The organism is Ferrovum myxofaciens (assembly GCF_000735045.1).
In the GTDB taxonomy this organism is placed as follows: domain Bacteria; phylum Pseudomonadota; class Gammaproteobacteria; order Burkholderiales; family Ferrovaceae; genus Ferrovum; species Ferrovum myxofaciens.
The window spans coordinates 29,161-44,106 of sequence record NZ_JPOQ01000074.1; the positions used below are offsets into that span (position 1 = coordinate 29,161).

At 56.7% G+C, this 14,946-nt stretch carries 13 protein-coding genes and 2 pseudogenes; 7 read left to right on the forward strand and 8 right to left on the reverse strand.

Annotated features, from left to right (window positions below):
- Positions 1–4 precede the first annotated feature (4 nt).
- On the forward strand, positions 5–3,907 hold the full coding sequence (purL, locus tag IV91_RS0109155) for a phosphoribosylformylglycinamidine synthase (protein ID WP_031597781.1): 3,903 nt from the start codon (positions 5–7) through the stop codon (positions 3,905–3,907).
- A gap of 77 nt (positions 3,908–3,984) precedes the next feature.
- On the opposite strand, the gene IV91_RS0109160 is transcribed toward purL, so the two are convergent.
- From IV91_RS0109160 to IV91_RS0109170, 3 genes are read right to left on the reverse strand one after another with little or no spacing between them, the layout of a single operon-like run.
- Positions 3,985–4,818 carry a peptidylprolyl isomerase gene (locus IV91_RS0109160; RefSeq protein WP_035417597.1) on the reverse strand — a complete coding sequence of 278 codons (834 nt, stop codon included), beginning with the start codon at positions 4,816–4,818 and terminating at the stop codon, positions 3,985–3,987.
- Positions 4,819–4,858: 40 nt separating this feature from the next.
- Positions 4,859–5,116, reverse strand: a complete 258-nt coding sequence (locus tag IV91_RS0109165; RefSeq protein WP_031597785.1) for a BolA family protein — start codon at positions 5,114–5,116, stop codon at positions 4,859–4,861.
- A complete protein-coding gene (locus IV91_RS0109170; protein WP_031597787.1) occupies positions 5,113–5,670 on the reverse strand; it encodes a septation protein A in 558 nt (185 codons plus the stop codon). Before IV91_RS0109170 ends, IV91_RS0109165 begins: the two co-directional genes overlap by 4 nt.
- A 144-nt stretch (positions 5,671–5,814) precedes the next feature.
- On the opposite strand from IV91_RS0109170, the gene IV91_RS0109180 reads away from it, so the two are divergent.
- The 4 genes and pseudogenes from IV91_RS0109180 to IV91_RS0109190 all read left to right on the forward strand — a co-directional run bounded on the left by IV91_RS0109180 (position 5,815) and on the right by IV91_RS0109190 (position 9,060).
- Complete coding sequence (locus IV91_RS0109180; RefSeq protein ID WP_031597788.1) at positions 5,815–6,684, forward strand: 3',5'-nucleoside bisphosphate phosphatase; 870 nt, start codon at positions 5,815–5,817, stop codon at positions 6,682–6,684.
- 3 nt (positions 6,685–6,687) lie between these two features.
- Complete coding sequence (locus IV91_RS0109185; RefSeq protein WP_031597790.1) at positions 6,688–7,890, forward strand: tryptophan--tRNA ligase; 1,203 nt, start codon at positions 6,688–6,690, stop codon at positions 7,888–7,890.
- A 140-nt stretch (positions 7,891–8,030) separates the two neighbouring features.
- Positions 8,031–8,183, forward strand: a pseudogene (gene scpB, locus IV91_RS19745) (SMC-Scp complex subunit ScpB); the annotation flags it as partial.
- A 22-nt stretch (positions 8,184–8,205) separates the two neighbouring features.
- Positions 8,206–9,060 (forward strand): pseudouridine synthase, encoded by an 855-nt coding sequence (locus tag IV91_RS0109190; protein ID WP_051862445.1) that lies wholly within the window; start codon positions 8,206–8,208, stop codon positions 9,058–9,060.
- Here the strand turns inward: IV91_RS0109190 and prmB are convergent.
- Genes prmB through queF form a run of 5 tightly spaced genes read right to left on the reverse strand, consistent with a single transcriptional unit; the run spans position 8,990 to position 13,492 of the window.
- Positions 8,990–9,901 (reverse strand): 50S ribosomal protein L3 N(5)-glutamine methyltransferase, encoded by a 912-nt coding sequence (gene prmB, locus IV91_RS0109195; RefSeq protein ID WP_031597793.1) that lies wholly within the window; start codon positions 9,899–9,901, stop codon positions 8,990–8,992. The two genes, IV91_RS0109190 and prmB, sit on opposite strands and share 71 nt — an antisense overlap.
- Positions 9,898–11,031, reverse strand: a complete 1,134-nt coding sequence (gene dapE, locus IV91_RS0109200) for a succinyl-diaminopimelate desuccinylase (protein ID WP_031597795.1) — start codon at positions 11,029–11,031, stop codon at positions 9,898–9,900. The genes prmB and dapE overlap by 4 nt, the downstream gene beginning before the upstream one ends.
- On the reverse strand, positions 11,032–11,856 hold the full coding sequence (gene dapD / locus IV91_RS0109205; RefSeq protein ID WP_031597797.1) for a 2,3,4,5-tetrahydropyridine-2,6-dicarboxylate N-succinyltransferase: 825 nt from the start codon (positions 11,854–11,856) through the stop codon (positions 11,032–11,034).
- A 14-nt stretch (positions 11,857–11,870) separates the two neighbouring features.
- Positions 11,871–13,067: a succinyldiaminopimelate transaminase gene (dapC, locus tag IV91_RS0109210; RefSeq protein ID WP_031597799.1), complete on the reverse strand. Its 1,197-nt coding sequence runs from the start codon at positions 13,065–13,067 to the stop codon at positions 11,871–11,873.
- Entirely contained in the window at positions 13,064–13,492 is a 429-nt protein-coding gene (queF, locus tag IV91_RS0109215; protein ID WP_031597800.1) for a preQ(1) synthase, read from the reverse strand. The genes dapC and queF overlap by 4 nt, the downstream gene beginning before the upstream one ends.
- Positions 13,493–13,681: 189 nt before the next feature.
- Here queF and IV91_RS0109220 point away from each other — a divergent pair.
- Both IV91_RS0109220 and IV91_RS0109225 read left to right on the forward strand, forming a co-directional pair.
- Positions 13,682–13,897, forward strand: a pseudogene (locus tag IV91_RS0109220) (hypothetical protein); the annotation flags it as partial.
- A 7-nt stretch (positions 13,898–13,904) separates the two neighbouring features.
- Positions 13,905–14,942 carry a cell division protein ZipA C-terminal FtsZ-binding domain-containing protein gene (locus IV91_RS0109225; RefSeq protein WP_082783150.1) on the forward strand — a complete coding sequence of 346 codons (1,038 nt, stop codon included), beginning with the start codon at positions 13,905–13,907 and terminating at the stop codon, positions 14,940–14,942.
- Positions 14,943–14,946: the final 4 nt, after the last annotated feature.

A 14,946-nucleotide genomic window follows, 5' to 3' on the forward strand; every position in this document is an offset into this window, starting at 1 on the left:
GCCCATGACCTCTTCCCTGGTTACCCTGCCTGGCCCTCGTGCCCTTTCCAAATTTCGTGTGACGCGTGAGTTGGCGCGGTTTCAGGCACAACAGATCCCTGTGATTCATTTGGACGCAAACTTTTTTCACTGTGCGGAGGTGGCAGGGGCCTGGAATGAAGAAAAGCACCGACGTCTGAAAGATCTCCTGACTTATGGATCCAGGGAAAACGAGGATACTTCCGGCCCACACCATGAGCCTGAATTGAAACTATGGGTGGTTCCGCGTTTGGGTACCCTCTCCCCTTGGTCGAGCAAGGCCACGGAAATCGCCCAGCGTTGTGGTTTGAGCGAAATCAACCGGATCGAGCGCGGCATTTTGATTCAGGTATGGGCAAGACGTGCATTGACGACCGGGGAACAGGACGGGGTGCGGATTCAGTTGCATGACTCCATGACCGAATCGGTCCTGGGGGATATGTCTGAAATCAAACGCCTGTTCGAACTTCAGGCGCCTCAGCCCCTGATTTCCATCCCTCTTCAAGGGCAAGGACGAGGGGCCCTGGAAGCAGCCAATGGAGACTATGGCTTGGCCTTGGCGGAAGATGAAATCGACTATCTATTGAAACTCTACCAAACCGCAGGACGGGATCCGACAGATGCGGAATTATTGATGTTTGCCCAGGCCAATTCCGAACATTGCCGACACAAGATCTTCAATGCCTCCTGGGTGATCGATGGAGAACCTCAGACGGAGTCGTTATTTTCCATGATTCGGGCGACCCATGCGGCTCACCCCGCAGGGACCGTGGTGGCATACGCCGATAATGCTGCCATCCTGCAGGGGGGGGAGAGTGAACGTTTTTATCCGGAACCGGATTCCGGAATTTATCACTTTCATTCCCAGTTGACCCACCCCCTCATCAAGGTGGAAACGCACAATCACCCCACCGCCATCGCGCCCTTTCCGGGGGCTGCAACGGGCAGTGGTGGAGAGATTCGGGACGAAGCTGCTACCGGTCGAGGGGCCAAGCCAAAGGCCGGATTGAGCGGATTTGCCGTTTCGAATCTCCATCTGCCCAATTTTGCCCAACCCTGGGAGTCGGGTACGGACAGCAAGCCCGCCCGCATGGCCTCCGCTCTTTCCATCATGATCGAAGGGCCTCTGGGCAGTGCTGCTTTCAATAACGAATTCGGTCGCCCTCAACTGGCCGGCTTCTTTCGTACCTTCGATGCCTGGGTACAGGGGCAGCGCTGGGGGTACCACAAACCCATCATGCTGGCTGGTGGACTGGGCGCCATCGATGACCGACAGGCTTTCAAACGTCCCCTTGATCCGGGTTGTTTGTTCATTCAACTGGGGGGACCCGGTCTGCGTATCGGCTTGGGTGGTGGAGCGGCCTCTTCGGTGCACAGTGGCGCCAATACGGAAGCCCTGGATTTTGATTCCGTGCAACGGGCCAACCCGGAGATGCAGCGCCGGGCTCAGGAAGTGATCGATCGTTGTTGGCAGATGGAGGAGCACAACCCCATCCTGGCCATTCACGATGTGGGAGCGGGCGGTCTGTCCAACGCTTTCCCTGAATTGGCTCATGACGGAGGAGTGGGTGCTCACTTCGATCTGCGTCGGATTCCTTCCCTGGAGCCGGGGATGTCGCCCCGTGAAATCTGGAGTAACGAGGCCCAGGAACGGTTCGTTCTGGCCATCGATCCCCTCCGTCTGGAAGAGTTTTCTGCGCTTTGCGCCCGGGAATCCTGTCCCTTTGCCGTCGTGGGCAAGGGGACCCGGGAGAAACTTCTGCAGGTAGAGGATCCCCTTCTGGGTCAGATACCGGTCCACATGGAACTGGAAGCACTGCTGGGCAAACCTCCCCGTATGGTACGTTCTGTCGTACACGAAAGTCGGCTTCTGACAGAACTCGAATTGCCGCCCGTGGCCGAGAACTTCCTGGAAGCGTTGACCCGCGTCCTGCATTTGCCCGCCGTAGCAGACAAGACTTTTCTCGTTACCATCGGGGATCGGACGGTGGGGGGGCTCTGTGCGCGTGACCCTTGTGTCGGGCCGTGGCAGGTACCGGTGGCGGATGTGGCGGTGACGGCGGCAGATTTTGTGAATACGCGAGGGGAAGCCTTTGCCCTGGGCGAACGCTCACCCCTGGCGCTCCTCTCTGGTCCGGCTTCCGGGCGCATGGCCGTGGGAGAGGCTCTCACCAACCTGGCTGCTGCACAGGTTTCTTTGGAACAGGTGCGACTTTCCGCCAACTGGATGGCAGCGGCCGGAGCGCCCGGAGAAGATGCCCTGCTCTTTGATACGGTACGGGCTACTCGCGACCTGTGTATCGCCCTTGGGGTCAGTATCCCGGTGGGAAAGGATTCTCTGTCCATGCGCACGCGCTGGCAAGATGATCAGGGATCGGTGCAGCAGGTAACCTCTCCGCTGTCCTTGGTGGTGACGGCTTTTGCCCGCTGTGCAGATATTCGGACCACCTGGACACCGGAACTGAATTCGGATGCGGAGCCCACGGAGTTATGGTTGATCGACCTGGGTCGTCAACGTCTGGGAGGAAGTGCACTGGCTCAGGTGTATGGGCAGGTGGGACATCAGGCACCGGATCTGGAAGATCCCGCATTACTGAAAGGGTTTTTTGAGTCTTTGCAGGCGCTTCGTCAGGCGGACATCATTTTGTCCTACCATGATCGATCCGATGGGGGGGTGGTGGTCACGCTTCTTGAAATGTTATTTGCGTCAAGGCGGGGGATGACCCTCGATCTTGGGGCAGGAGTCCCTTCTGAACAAGGGTGGGCGTTCTGCTTCAACGAGGAATTGGGGGCGGTGGTTCAAGTGCGTCAGGTGCACCGGGCTCTATTCAAGGAAACGCTGGCGCGTCATGGATTGGGCGAGGCCGCGTACCTTCTGGGCGTTCCCGATGAGGGCGGACGCTTTCGAATTCAGTGGAGACACCAGGTTTGGCTGGATGAAGCGGTATCGGATTTGCATCGTCGTTGGGCGGAAACCTCTTTTCGCATCCAGCAATTGCGGGATCATCCAGACTGTGCGGCAGAAGCCCATGCTCGGATTGGTCAGGAGGCAGGGTTATCTAGCGCACTCACTTATGGGACGGATCAGGATATCGCCCTTCCTTACCTCCTCAAGGGAGCACGGCCCCGTGTTGCGATTCTGCGCGAGCAAGGGGTCAATGGACAGGTGGAAATGGCCATGGCTTTTGATCGTGCGGGGTTCGAGGCGGTGGATGTGCCCATGAATGACCTGCGTTCCGGTCGTCAGGATCTTCAGTCCTTTGCGGGTTTTGCTGCCTGTGGCGGATTTTCTTTTGGCGATGTGCTGGGAGCTGGCGGGGGCTGGGCAAAATCCATCCTGTTCGATGAAGCCATGCGGGCACGTTTCGAGACCTTTTTTCAGCGCAGTGATACGTTTGCACTGGGCGTATGCAATGGGTGTCAGATGATGAGTGTGCTCTCTCCCCTGATTCCGGGAGCTTCCCACTGGCCTCGATTTGAGCGCAATCGTTCGGAGCAGTTTGAGGCACGACTGATCATGGTGGAAGTGCTGGATACGCCTTCGCTCTTTTTGAAGGGTATGGCAGGAAGCCGAATTCCCGTGCCGGTAGCCCATGGCGAGGGACGGGCAGAATTTCATGGTGAAGCGCAACGAATCGCTGCACGCCCCTGGGTGACCCTGCGTTATGTGGAGGGGGATGGGCAACTCGCCAAAACCTATCCCGCCAATCCCAACGGTTCGCCGGAGGGGATTGCCGGACTGACGACGCCCGATGGCCGGTTTACCATTTGCATGCCGCATCCGGAAAGATTGGTTCGTTCCGTGCAAGGGTCCTGGAAAGCCCCGGAATGGGGTCAGGATGGCCCATGGATGCGCATGTTTCGAAACGCACGGGCTTTTCTGGGCTAGTCTAGTCTGCTCCCAGGAAAGCCCGTGTTTTACAAGGCACCGCCCGACCCACTGGCCGGGCGCGGATTAAACAAGGATTACTCGCCTTCCACCTTGGCTTTGCTGCGCAATTGCTGGATATACTCGCCAAAAGCCTGTTGTTCCCGCGCCTGAGCCAGGCGACCCTTCATTTCGTCAAAGGGAGGAGCTTTCAGGGGGCGAATGTCCAGTACGCGGATGACGTGGTAACCAAAGGGCGATTTCACCGGGGTGGTGGAAGTTTCGCCTTTCTTTAATTTGACCATGGCGTCGCCAAAGTTTTTGTCGTAGGTGGCGGGAGCAGCCCAATCCAACTTTCCGCCATTGGCCTTGGAGCCGGGATCGATACTGTTTTCCTTGGCTAATTTCTCAAAACTGGCGCCTTTTTTGAGTTGATCGATGATTTTCTGGGCATCTCCTTCTTTGGCAACCAGAATATGCTCGGTCAAGTATTCGTGATCCCCCAGTTCGGCCTTCATGCGGTCATAGTCGGCATGAATGGTCTGATCGCTCACTGGGTGGTCCTTGATCCAGCGAGACTGGAAGGCTCGGACCGTGAGTTGTTGACGCATCAGGTCGATTTGGGCTTGCAGATTGGGGTCCTTGGTAACACCCTCTTTGCGCGCCTGATCATTGATTAATTCCAAAGCCACCAGATTGTCGCGTACGGCATGATCCAGTTCGGGACCTGCGGCATGTCCCTGAGCGATCTGCATATCGGTGACGAGTTTGATGCGTGCGCTGGGAATGGTGCTGCCGTTGACCACAAGCGGAGCGCTGGAAACTGCGGATGAATTAGGGGAGGTCGGCTGACTTTGCTCGGCATAGGCGAGGGTCAAGGCCAAAGATCCACCAACCAGTGTCAGGGACAGGAGGGTTTGCTTCAGTTTCATCAATGACATTCCTTTTAGGAGGGAAGGGAGATAATTACACTCAGGGGCTCTGCACGTCAAGTTGCAGGGCATGAATTTCTTTGCTCATCAGAGAACTCAGTGCGGTGTGGACCATGCGGTGAGCCTCCAGGCGGGAACGATGACGAAAGGCTTCTGCCACGATCTTTACCCGATAATGCCCCCCACCCTCCCGTGCGCCGGGATGACCCAGATGCTGGGCGCTGTCATCCTGTATTTCCAGGATTGACGGGGAAAGGTGAATCAAGCAGGCGCGGATCTGTTCTGCCGTGGAAGTCATGTGCGATCCTCGAGAAAGCGAGAGAGATAAATTCCCTGGGCGATCACGAAGACCACCATCAAGGCCATCAGTCCAAAGACCTTGAATTTGACCCAGATGGCCTCAGGATAGGAAAAGGCTACATAAAGGTTGAGCAGTCCCAGTACCATGAAAAAGAAACTCCAGGCCAGATTCAGACGGGTCCAGATGGGTTCTGGCAGGTGCATCTGGTGGGACAGAACGGCTTTGAGCGGATTGCGTTTGAGTAACAAGGGACCCAAGGCCAGAATGGCGGCAAAGATCCAGTAGAGAACCGTGGGTTTCCAACGAATGAATACGGTGGCTTCGAGTCCGGGAATCGGGTGCAGGTGTGTCCAGAGAGTCAGGCCGCCAAAGATCGTGATGACCGAGAAACCGATCCAGGCGGTGAGATCCACGGGTTTGCGGCACAGGAGCAGACTGCCGATCTGGAGGATGCTGGCTGCAATGGCCGTACCGGTGGCCCAATAAATCCCTCCCCACTGATAGGCGATGAAAAACAGAACCACTGGGAAAATATCAAACAGAAATTTCATACGCACGCAGTAGAAGTCGGGAATGAAAGCAATGTACCATAAAAACAGTTTGTTATCTAAGTTCGTGGAATCGTGGGATGAGGTTGATTCGCGCATCATCGAGGAGTTTGATATGATGGTCCTCCTAAAGGCTTACCTATTTTAATGAAAAACATAGACTTGCATAACCATTCCCAGATTTCTGATGGGCTCCTGACACCACGCGCCGTGGTGGAGTTGGCGGTGGCCAATGGGGTGACGGGGTTTGCTTTGACCGATCATGACAATCTGGCTGGACTGGACGAGGCTCAAGCCGTGGCCACTCAGTTGGGGCTGGACTTCATTCCGGGTGTGGAAGTGTCAGTGACCTGGAATCGTCACACGATCCACGTAGTGGGATTGGGGGTGGTGCGTACAACTCCTGTCTTGCAGGAGGGATTGGCCAAGCTTCGTCTGGGGCGCCAGGATCGAGCGGAACGCATTGCCTATGAACTGGCGCGCGCGGGAATTTCAGGGGCTCTGGAAGGCGCGCGACGCCATGCGCATAACCCGGAAATTCTGGCGCGTCCCCATTTTGCGCGTTATTTGGTGGAGCAAAAGGTGGCGCGGGACGTGGCCACGGTATTCAAGCGCTTTCTGGTCAAAGGGAAGCCGGGTTATGTCAGCCATGTTTGGGCGGAATTGGGGGATGCGGTATCGTGGATTCAGGCGGCCCATGGGTTGGCGATCCTGGCGCATCCCGGCCGTTATCCCTTGTCTGGAAAGGAATTGGCACAGTTGCTCGATGAATTTGTCGAGGCCGGGGGGCGCGGGTTGGAAGTGGTGACGGCCAACCATACCCGTGAGCAAGTCGATGAATTTGCGCACCAGGCCAACAAGCATCAATTACTCGCCTCCCGAGGGTCGGATTACCATGGTCCTGGTGAAAGTCGTTTTGAGCCGGGGCGTTTACCCCCCTTGCCCGCGCATTGTCATCCGGTCTGGGAAGATCCGTCTTTGAGCAACTATTTTCATCCTGAACTCCAGGGAGTTTGATGTATGTATCCTGATCGCGTGTTGTCGGGCATGCGCCCCACAGGGGCACTTCACCTAGGTCATTATCACGGGGTTTTGAAAAACTGGATCAAGATTCAGCATGAATTCGAATGCCTGTTCATGGTGGCCGACTGGCATGCCTTGACCACACATTACGACTCTACCCTGGGGTTGGAGAACCATGTCTGGGAGATGGTGGTGGACTGGCTGGCTGCCGGAGTAGACCCCAATCAGGCTACCCTGTTCATTCAATCCAGAGTTCCGGAGCATGCAGAGTTACACCTGCTTCTGTCCATGGTGACGCCGGTGGGATGGTTGGAACGGGTGCCCACCTACAAGGAGCAGCAGCAGAAACTAACCGATCGTGACCTGTCGTCTTACGGTTTTCTGGGCTATCCGCTCCTGCAGGCTGCGGATATTCTGTTGTATCGCGCCAATCGGGTGCCGGTGGGCGAAGATCAGGTACCTCACATCGAGTTTGCACGGGAAGTGGCGCGCCGTTTCAACCATTTTTATGGGCGTGAGAAGGATTTTGAAGCTAATGCCCTGGAAGCGGCACGCAAGATGGGCAACAAGAGGTCACGCCTGTATCTGGAATTGCGCACCCGTTATACGGAACGGGGCGATGCAGAGGCGTTGCTGGCGGCCCGTGATTTACTTGCCGAAGCTCAAAATCTTTCCCTGGGAGACCGTGAACGTCTTTTTGGCTACCTGGAAGGGAATGCCAAGCCCATTCTGGCCGAGCCCCAGGCGCTCTTGACCGAGGCCTCGCGCTTGCCAGGCCTGGATGGCCAAAAAATGGCTAAATCCTACGGAAACACCCTGCCCCTGCGTTTGTCGGAAGAGGCTTTGGCCCACAAGATCAGCACCATGAAAACCGACGAAGCAAGAAAATTACGTACGGATCCCGGAGAGCCAACCCGTTGTCCCGTCTATGCTTTTCACAAACTTTACAGCGATGAAAAAACCCTGACGTGGGTGGAGGATGGATGTCGGACTGCCGGGATTGGGTGCGTTCAGTGCAAGCAACCGATCATCGAGCAGGTCATTCTCGAATTGCGCCCCTTGCGTGAGCGGGCTCAGTTGTATCAGGAAGATCCCACCCTGGTGCGTAATATCATTGCGGATGGATGCGAGCGAGCCCGCCGTCTGGCCTGCGATACCCTGCGTGATGTCCGTGAAGCCATGGGCCTGGTGTATTCATGAACCAGGAAGTGGTGGCCTTCGAGTATCCGGAGGCCAGGGTCAAGGGAGCATTTTTCTCGGCCTGGCCCAAAGATCTCTATATCCCTCCCGAAGCCCTGGAAATTTTTCTCGAACAGTTTGAAGGGCCTTTGGATTTGTCGTCCTCTCCGATACTCAAAACACTGGAAGAACGTGGATGGATCGAAGCCGTGGGCCAACGGGAAACACCGGGGCGCCCCACGCTGTTTGGTACGACCCGAAATTTTCTGGATCATCTCGGACTGCGCACCTTGCGCGATTTGCCTGCACTGGATGGACACACAGAAGGAAATGAAAATGGAACCCCAGCGCTTACATAAGGTATTGGCCCAGTCCGGAGTCGGTTCGCGGCGGGAAATGGAAGCTTTGATCGAAGCAGGAGAGGTTCGGGTGAATGGGGCAGTGGCCCAGGTGGGGTCGCAGGTGAGCCCTGGGGATCGGGTCACCGTACGGGGACGGCCGGTACGGCTAAAGTTTGCCGAAGCGCAGGTTCGAATCCTGCTTTACCACAAGCCTGAGGGTGAAATCGTCAGTCGTGATGATCCCGATGGGAGAGCTACGGTGTTTGCCACCTTGCCCAAACTCAAAGGGGAAAAATGGGTCAGCGTGGGACGACTGGACTATAACACCAGTGGACTTCTGATTTTTACCACCAGCGGCGCTTTGGCGCATCGCCTGACCCACCCCAGTTTTGAAATTGAACGGGAATATGCTGTGCGTGTCGTGGGTGAATTGAACGACCTGCAAATGCAGCAGTCCTGTCATGAAATCTTGTTGGAGGATGGTCCGGCTCGTTTTGAAGCCATTCGGGATCAGGGGGGAGAAGGGACCAATCACTGGTATCAGGTGGTATTGAAGGAAGGAAGAAACCGTGAAGTACGGCGGATGTTTGCCGCATTGGGGTGTATGGTGGGGCGTTTGATGCGCGTTCGTTTTGGACTCATTGGATTACCCCCCCGCCTCAAGCGGGGCCATTTCGAAGAATTGGATGCGCGCGCCGTGCAACGGGTTCTGGACTGGGCAGGGATGACCCCGGTCATTCAGGAAGAAAAGAGGGCACCGGGGCAACCCAACTTGCGTCCTAAGACCCCAAGGCCGCGTACGGGAGTGCAAAGACAAACCGGTTCCCCGCGGAAAGATCGAGCCAGATAAAAGGCAAGTGCGGAAAAGCGGCTTCCAGTGCATCGGCCTGATGGCCCACTTCCACCACCAGCCAGCCCTCTGGGCTGAGATGGCGGTGGGCCGTTGTGAGGATTCTCCGTACATGATCCAGTCCGTCGATACCGCTGGCCAGAGCGGCGATGGGTTCTTGGCGGTACTCGGCAGGAAGGTTTTCCATGGCGGCCTGATCGACGTAGGGCGGGTTGGAAATGATCAAATCGTAGATACCTTCCTCCAGCGGTTCGAGCAGGTCTCCCTCAAACAGATGGATCTGCGCTGAAAGTCCGTATTCGGCACAGTTGAGACGAGCCACCGCCAGGGCATCCGGGGAAATATCGGCAGCATCCACACGGGCCTCGGGGCAGTGGAGCGCCAGCAGGATGGCCAGAGAGCCCCCTCCTGTACAGACGTCTGCCACCCGTTGCAGGGTATGAAAGTCCTCGATCAGGAAAACCAAGGCATCTTCCAGCGCCTCTGCGATGAAAGAACGGGGAATCAGGGTACGCTCGTCGCAGTAAAAGCGGTGCGGACCGAGCCAGGCTTCGTGGGTCAGGTAGGGCACGGGAATGCGTTCTTCGATGCGCCGTTGGAGAAGGCCCAGAAATTCTTCTCGTTCGTGGGGCAGGATGTGCGCATCGAGCCAAAGGGTGGGGTCCTGATCCCGGGGAAGGGAAAGGCTGAACAGGAGCAGGTGCCTTGCTTCTTCCTGAGGGGTGGGATAACCATGCCCAAAAAACACACCGCTGCGCTGCAGGATCGTGACACCCCAACGCCATAGATCGCGCAGGGTGTTCAGGGGAAGAATTTCATGGGAATTGGGAAAGGGTTTCATGGGGTCAGCAGATTCAGGAGCAAGCGTTGGTAGATGGCAGACAGACGGGCCGGATCGGTGCTGGCAATGCATTCATTACGTTGGTGAATGGTACTGTTGCAAGGCCCCAGTTCAACCACCTGGGAACCCAGCGTGACCAGAAAGCGACCATCCGAGGTTCCGCCACTGGTGGACAGTGTGGGGTGTAATCCCGTGACGTGCCGTACCGCTTCTTGGACTGCGGCAACCAGAGTGCCTTGCGGTGTCAGGAAGGGCTGAGCGCCCAGTGACCATTGCAGGTCGAACTCCAGACCATGCCGTTGCAGGATTTGCTGTGTCCGTTCCTGCAGGGAATCTGCTGAACTGGCGGTGGAAAAACGAAAATTGAACCAGGCGGTCAATTCACCGGGGATGACATTTCCAGCACCGGTTCCGCTCTGCAGATTGGATATTTGAAACGTTGTGGCAGGAAAATCTTTACTGGCCTGATCCCATACCGTGCTGGCCAGTTCGGCCAGGGCAGGGGCGGCCAGGTGGATGGGATTACGGGCCAGATGGGGATAAGCCACGTGACCTTGTGTGCCACGTACTGTCAGTACGCCGGACAGGGATCCGCGGCGTCCGTTTTTGATGGTATCGCCCAGTTGATCTACGGAAGTGGGTTCCCCCACCAGACAATAGTCAGGAATTTGCCCTGTTTCCTCGAGCCATTCCACCACACGTACGGTGCCATCCAGAGCGGGTCCTTCTTCGTCCGATGTGAGGAGCAGTGCGATGGAACCTGGCAGGTCCGGGTGAGTACTCAAAATGCTTTCGATGGCGGTTACAAAGGCTGCCAGGGAGGTCTTCATGTCAGCCGCGCCGCGTCCGTACAGAAATCCATCTCGTATCGTCGGCAGGAAGGGGAGAGAATGCCAGCCGGATTCGGGGCCTGGGGGGACCACGTCTGTATGTCCTGCCAGAACCACCAGTGGGGACCCGGTTCCCCGTCGCAGCCACAGATTGCTGACCTCGCCCCGGTCCAGAGGGGTGGCCTTGAAATCCAGAGGGGCCAAGCGGCGGGCAATGAGTTCCTGACATCCGCCATCTTCGGGGGTCACTGAAGCATGGCGGATCAATTCCGCGGTGAGTTCCAGAGTGGGGTCGGTCATTCAGGCGCCCCGCAACAATTCATTGATGCTGGTTTTGGAACGAGTCTTGGCGTCCACTTTCTTGACGATGACCGCACAGTACAAACTGTAACTACCATCGGTGGAGGGAAGGTTGCCAGACACCACCACGGAGCCGGCCGGAACCTGTCCGTAGGTGACGATGCCGGTTTCGCGATCAAAGATTTTTGTGCTTTGGCCGATATAGACGCCCATGGAGATGACCGAGCCTTCACCCACGATGACCCCTTCCACGATTTCCGAGCGAGCGCCGATGAAGCAATGATCTTCGATGATGGTGGGATTGGCTTGGACCGGTTCCAGAACGCCGCCGATGCCAACCCCTCCGGACAGGTGAACATGTTTGCCGATTTGGGCGCATGAACCCACGGTTGCCCAGGTATCAACCATGGCGGATTCGTCTACATAGGCACCGATATTGACGTAGGAAGGCATGAGCACCACATTGCGGGCGATGAAACTGCCGCGCCGAACCAGAGCGGGTGGGGCCACTCGAAAACCGCCCAGAGAGAAGGCCGCATCATCGTAGTGCGCAAACTTGCTGTCCACCTTGTCCCAATATTGGGTGAACCCTCCATCCATACGGTGGTTGGCCTGAAGACGGAAAGACAGAAGCACGGCTTTTTTAATCCACTGGTGGGTGACCCAACTTCCGTCTTTTTTTTCGGCGACCCGCAGAAGACCCTGATCCAGAGCCGTGATGACTCGTTCAATGGTTTCGTGCAGTTCGTCGGGGGGGGCGCTGGGACTCCAGTGCTCCCGTTGTTCAAAGGCATGTTCGATCAAGGTTTGTGCGTCAGACCACATGGGGTAAATTCTCCTCAGGAGGGGTAATGGGCAAGAAAGTCGAGCAGACGTTCAATCGCTTCCCCGGTTTCTTCGAGGGATCCCACCAGGGCAATACGCACCTGTCCGGTTCCGGGGTTGAAGCCGTGGGCAGTTCGTGCCAGATAACTGCCGGGCAGGACTGCAACGTTACGTTTCAAATAGAGGGCGCGTGCAAAGTCCGTATCTGAACCAGGGACCTGAACCCAGTAGTAGAAACCGGCCTGTGGTCGTACCAAAGGGAGGTGAGGGTGAACACAGTCGTAGAACCGGGTCATCTTTGCCTGGTAAAGCCGGCGGTTTTCCTGAACATGGGTCTCGTCCCGCCAGGCCGCCACGCTGGCCGCTTGTACCGCCGGGTTCATGGCGCTGCCATGATAGGTACGATAGAGCGCAAACCGCCTGAGCAAATGCCGATCTCCTGCCACGAAGGCCGAGCGTAATCCCGGAACATTGGAGCGTTTGGACAGGCTGCCCATGACGAGGAGGCGCGGATAACCCGAACGACCGAGACGCTGGGCAGCTTCCAGTCCACCCAGCGGAGGTGCACTGTCCAGAGGGTAGATTTCCGAATAGCATTCATCGCTCACGAGGGTGAACCCATACCGGTCAGAGAGGGCGAACAGCCGGGTCCACTCCTCCATGCTCAGGACTCCTCCGGTGGGGTTACCAGGAGAACAGATAAAGACCAGACGGGTATGGGTCCAGACGGATTCGGGAACCTGGCTGTAATCGATGCGGTACCCTTGAGCGGGGTCGGCATTGACAAAGTAGGGACGTCCTCCCGCCAGCAATGTGGCTCCTTCGTAGATTTGGTAAAAAGGGTTGGGACAGACCACCCTTTCTTCAGCCCCCGGGTCGAGCAGGGTTTGGGTAAGGGAAAACAGGGCTTCACGACTGCCCAATGTGGGCAGTATTTCCGTATCCGGATCCAGGGGGGGGAGGTGAAAACGATGTTCCAGCCAGCCTGCCAGGGTTTCGCGCAACACTTGGGAACCCAGGGTCTGCGGGTAGCGGGCCAGTTCGTCCAGATGCGCACACAGCGCCTCCTGAATGAAACGTGGAGTGGGATGACGGGGTTCTCCGATGGACAGTGCGATGGGGGTATGATCGGGGCAGGGAGACTGCGCTCCGATCAGGCTTCGCCAGCGTTCAAAAGGATAGGGCTGAAGTGTGTCAAGACGAGGGTTCATGCCAGAGGAGGGGCCCAGGGAGTCGCGCCTGCAAAGTGCACTGGCGGCAAAGAACAACGGGGCTGCCACCCTTCCTGACGGTGTTCGCTCAGTACGTGGGTAAAGATGCCGCCGCGCACGTTCCAGCGACTCAAGAGACGCAGGAAACGGGGTTGTGTCGCTGCGACCAGGTCATCGAGAATGCGTTGCGTCACGGCTTCATGAAAGGCCCCTTCATTTCGGAAAGACCACAGATACAGTTTGAGGCTCTTTAATTCGACATTGGTCTGATCCGGGACATAGTCGAGACTCAACCAGGCAAAATCGGGTTGCCCGGTCTTGGGACACAGACAGGTGAATTCGGGCAGTTCCATATGAATCAGGTAATCCCGTTCCGGACTTGGATTCGGGAAGGTTTCCAGAGTACGACTGGGTTGTGCGGGCATTGGGGAGATCCTGTCTGATGGAGTAGAATCTTCTTATTCTAACTTCTTTGTGGACAGCAGCGCATTTAGTGCATCTCAAACACATTAAACTGGCGGGTTTCAAATCCTTTGCCGATGCGGTTCATATCCCGATTCCCGGGCAACGGGGTGTCCCGTTACACCATCAACGAGACCACGGTGCGTCGGCGTGATGCCCCTCTGGATGATACGAATACCGAGCGTTTTGCGCGCATGGTGCAGAGGATGTCCGAGCATACCCAGTTTCTCTTTAACACCCACAACAAGGTAGCAATGGAAATGGCACAACAGTTGATTGGTATTACTATGGCAGAATCCGGGGTATCGCGTATGGTGGCAGTGGATGTGGAAGAAGCCCTGCGTTTGACGGAACAAGTGATCCTTTGAGGAAGGCATGATGAGTGAATTGCGGATAATGGCTGGGGTATCGGCTTTGGCCTTGGTAGTGGGAGTGGTATTGTGGGGACGCTGGCAGGAGCAACGCCAGCAGCGGTTGACCCGGGACTTGATTCCGACTTCGGTTCATGATCCTTTGCTGGATGAGGTATCCGAAATTGCCGTTCGCGAGGAACCAAAATTGGGCGAAATCCCTGTTTCCACGGATCAGGGTTCCACGAGCCTTGCCCAGGCTCCCGATCTTCGTTTTGAATACGACGTGGTATTGCGGGGGCATTTCACCGGGAATGACCTGCGCCAAGCCATTCATCGATCCCGCTTGATGACCCAGGGATTGCGTTGGGTAGGACAGCATCAGGGACAATGGATGGACGTGACAACTCAGGGGGGCGTGAATTTTGAGCAGTGTCATGGGCTGTTGCCTCTGGTTAGTCGGGCAGGACGGATCAGTGAGGCAAGACTCACGCTCTTTGCAGATGAAATGCGTGCCCTCGCCAGTCATCTGGGGGCAACCATCGAGCCTGGAGAAGTGGGCCAGGCGGCGGAACGTGCCCAACAACTGGATCGATTCTGTGAACAGGTAGATATCATCGTGGGAATCAATGTCCGCTTTTCTCCCATCAAAAGTCCTCTGGGGTCACGGCTCCTGAAATATTTGACGCAGGAAGGAATAAGTTTGGGTGAGGATGGGGGATGCCATGCCCGTACGGCGGATGGACAGGATCGCTTCACCTTGATTCGTCAGGATGGTGCCCCTTTCCTACCCGTGAATCTGGATCATGAACCCATCAGCGCCGTGACCCTGTTATTGGAAGTGGTGCGTGTACCGGATCCTGTGACGATTTTCAAAGAGATGTTTGCGGTGGCTGAACGGCTTGCCCTGGTGCTGGAAGGAGAGGTGGTGGATGATCAGGGAGAACGTCTGGGGGTGCGTCAATGCACCACCATCGAGAAGCAACTGGCTCAGGTGATGGGGACTTTGGAAACTCAGGGGATTCCCTGCGGCAGTACACTGGCACGGCGTTTCTTTTCCTGAAGGG

What these genes read in the sequence shown, in the direction of transcription:
- queF (WP_031597800.1), bottom strand. Translation starts at nt 13,492, where the DNA reads ATGCCCGCACAACCCAGTCGTACTCTGGAAACCTTCCCGAATCCAAGT.
- IV91_RS0109160 (WP_035417597.1), bottom strand. Translation starts at nt 4,818, where the DNA reads ATGAAACTGAAGCAAACCCTCCTGTCCCTGACACTGGTTGGTGGATCT.
- IV91_RS0109225 (WP_082783150.1), top strand. Translation starts at nt 13,905, where the DNA reads ATGATGAGTGAATTGCGGATAATGGCTGGGGTATCGGCTTTGGCCTTG.
- IV91_RS0109190 (WP_051862445.1), top strand. Translation starts at nt 8,206, where the DNA reads ATGGAACCCCAGCGCTTACATAAGGTATTGGCCCAGTCCGGAGTCGGT.
- dapC (WP_031597799.1), bottom strand. Translation starts at nt 13,067, where the DNA reads ATGAACCCTCGTCTTGACACACTTCAGCCCTATCCTTTTGAACGCTGG.
- IV91_RS0109180 (WP_031597788.1), top strand. Translation starts at nt 5,815, where the DNA reads ATGAAAAACATAGACTTGCATAACCATTCCCAGATTTCTGATGGGCTC.
- prmB (WP_031597793.1), bottom strand. Translation starts at nt 9,901, where the DNA reads ATGAAACCCTTTCCCAATTCCCATGAAATTCTTCCCCTGAACACCCTG.
- dapD (WP_031597797.1), bottom strand. Translation starts at nt 11,856, where the DNA reads ATGTGGTCTGACGCACAAACCTTGATCGAACATGCCTTTGAACAACGG.
- dapE (WP_031597795.1), bottom strand. Translation starts at nt 11,031, where the DNA reads ATGACCGACCCCACTCTGGAACTCACCGCGGAATTGATCCGCCATGCT.
- purL (WP_031597781.1), top strand. Translation starts at nt 5, where the DNA reads ATGACCTCTTCCCTGGTTACCCTGCCTGGCCCTCGTGCCCTTTCCAAA.
- IV91_RS0109165 (WP_031597785.1), bottom strand. Translation starts at nt 5,116, where the DNA reads ATGACTTCCACGGCAGAACAGATCCGCGCCTGCTTGATTCACCTTTCC.
- IV91_RS0109185 (WP_031597790.1), top strand. Translation starts at nt 6,688, where the DNA reads ATGTATCCTGATCGCGTGTTGTCGGGCATGCGCCCCACAGGGGCACTT.
- IV91_RS0109170 (WP_031597787.1), bottom strand. Translation starts at nt 5,670, where the DNA reads ATGAAATTTCTGTTTGATATTTTCCCAGTGGTTCTGTTTTTCATCGCC.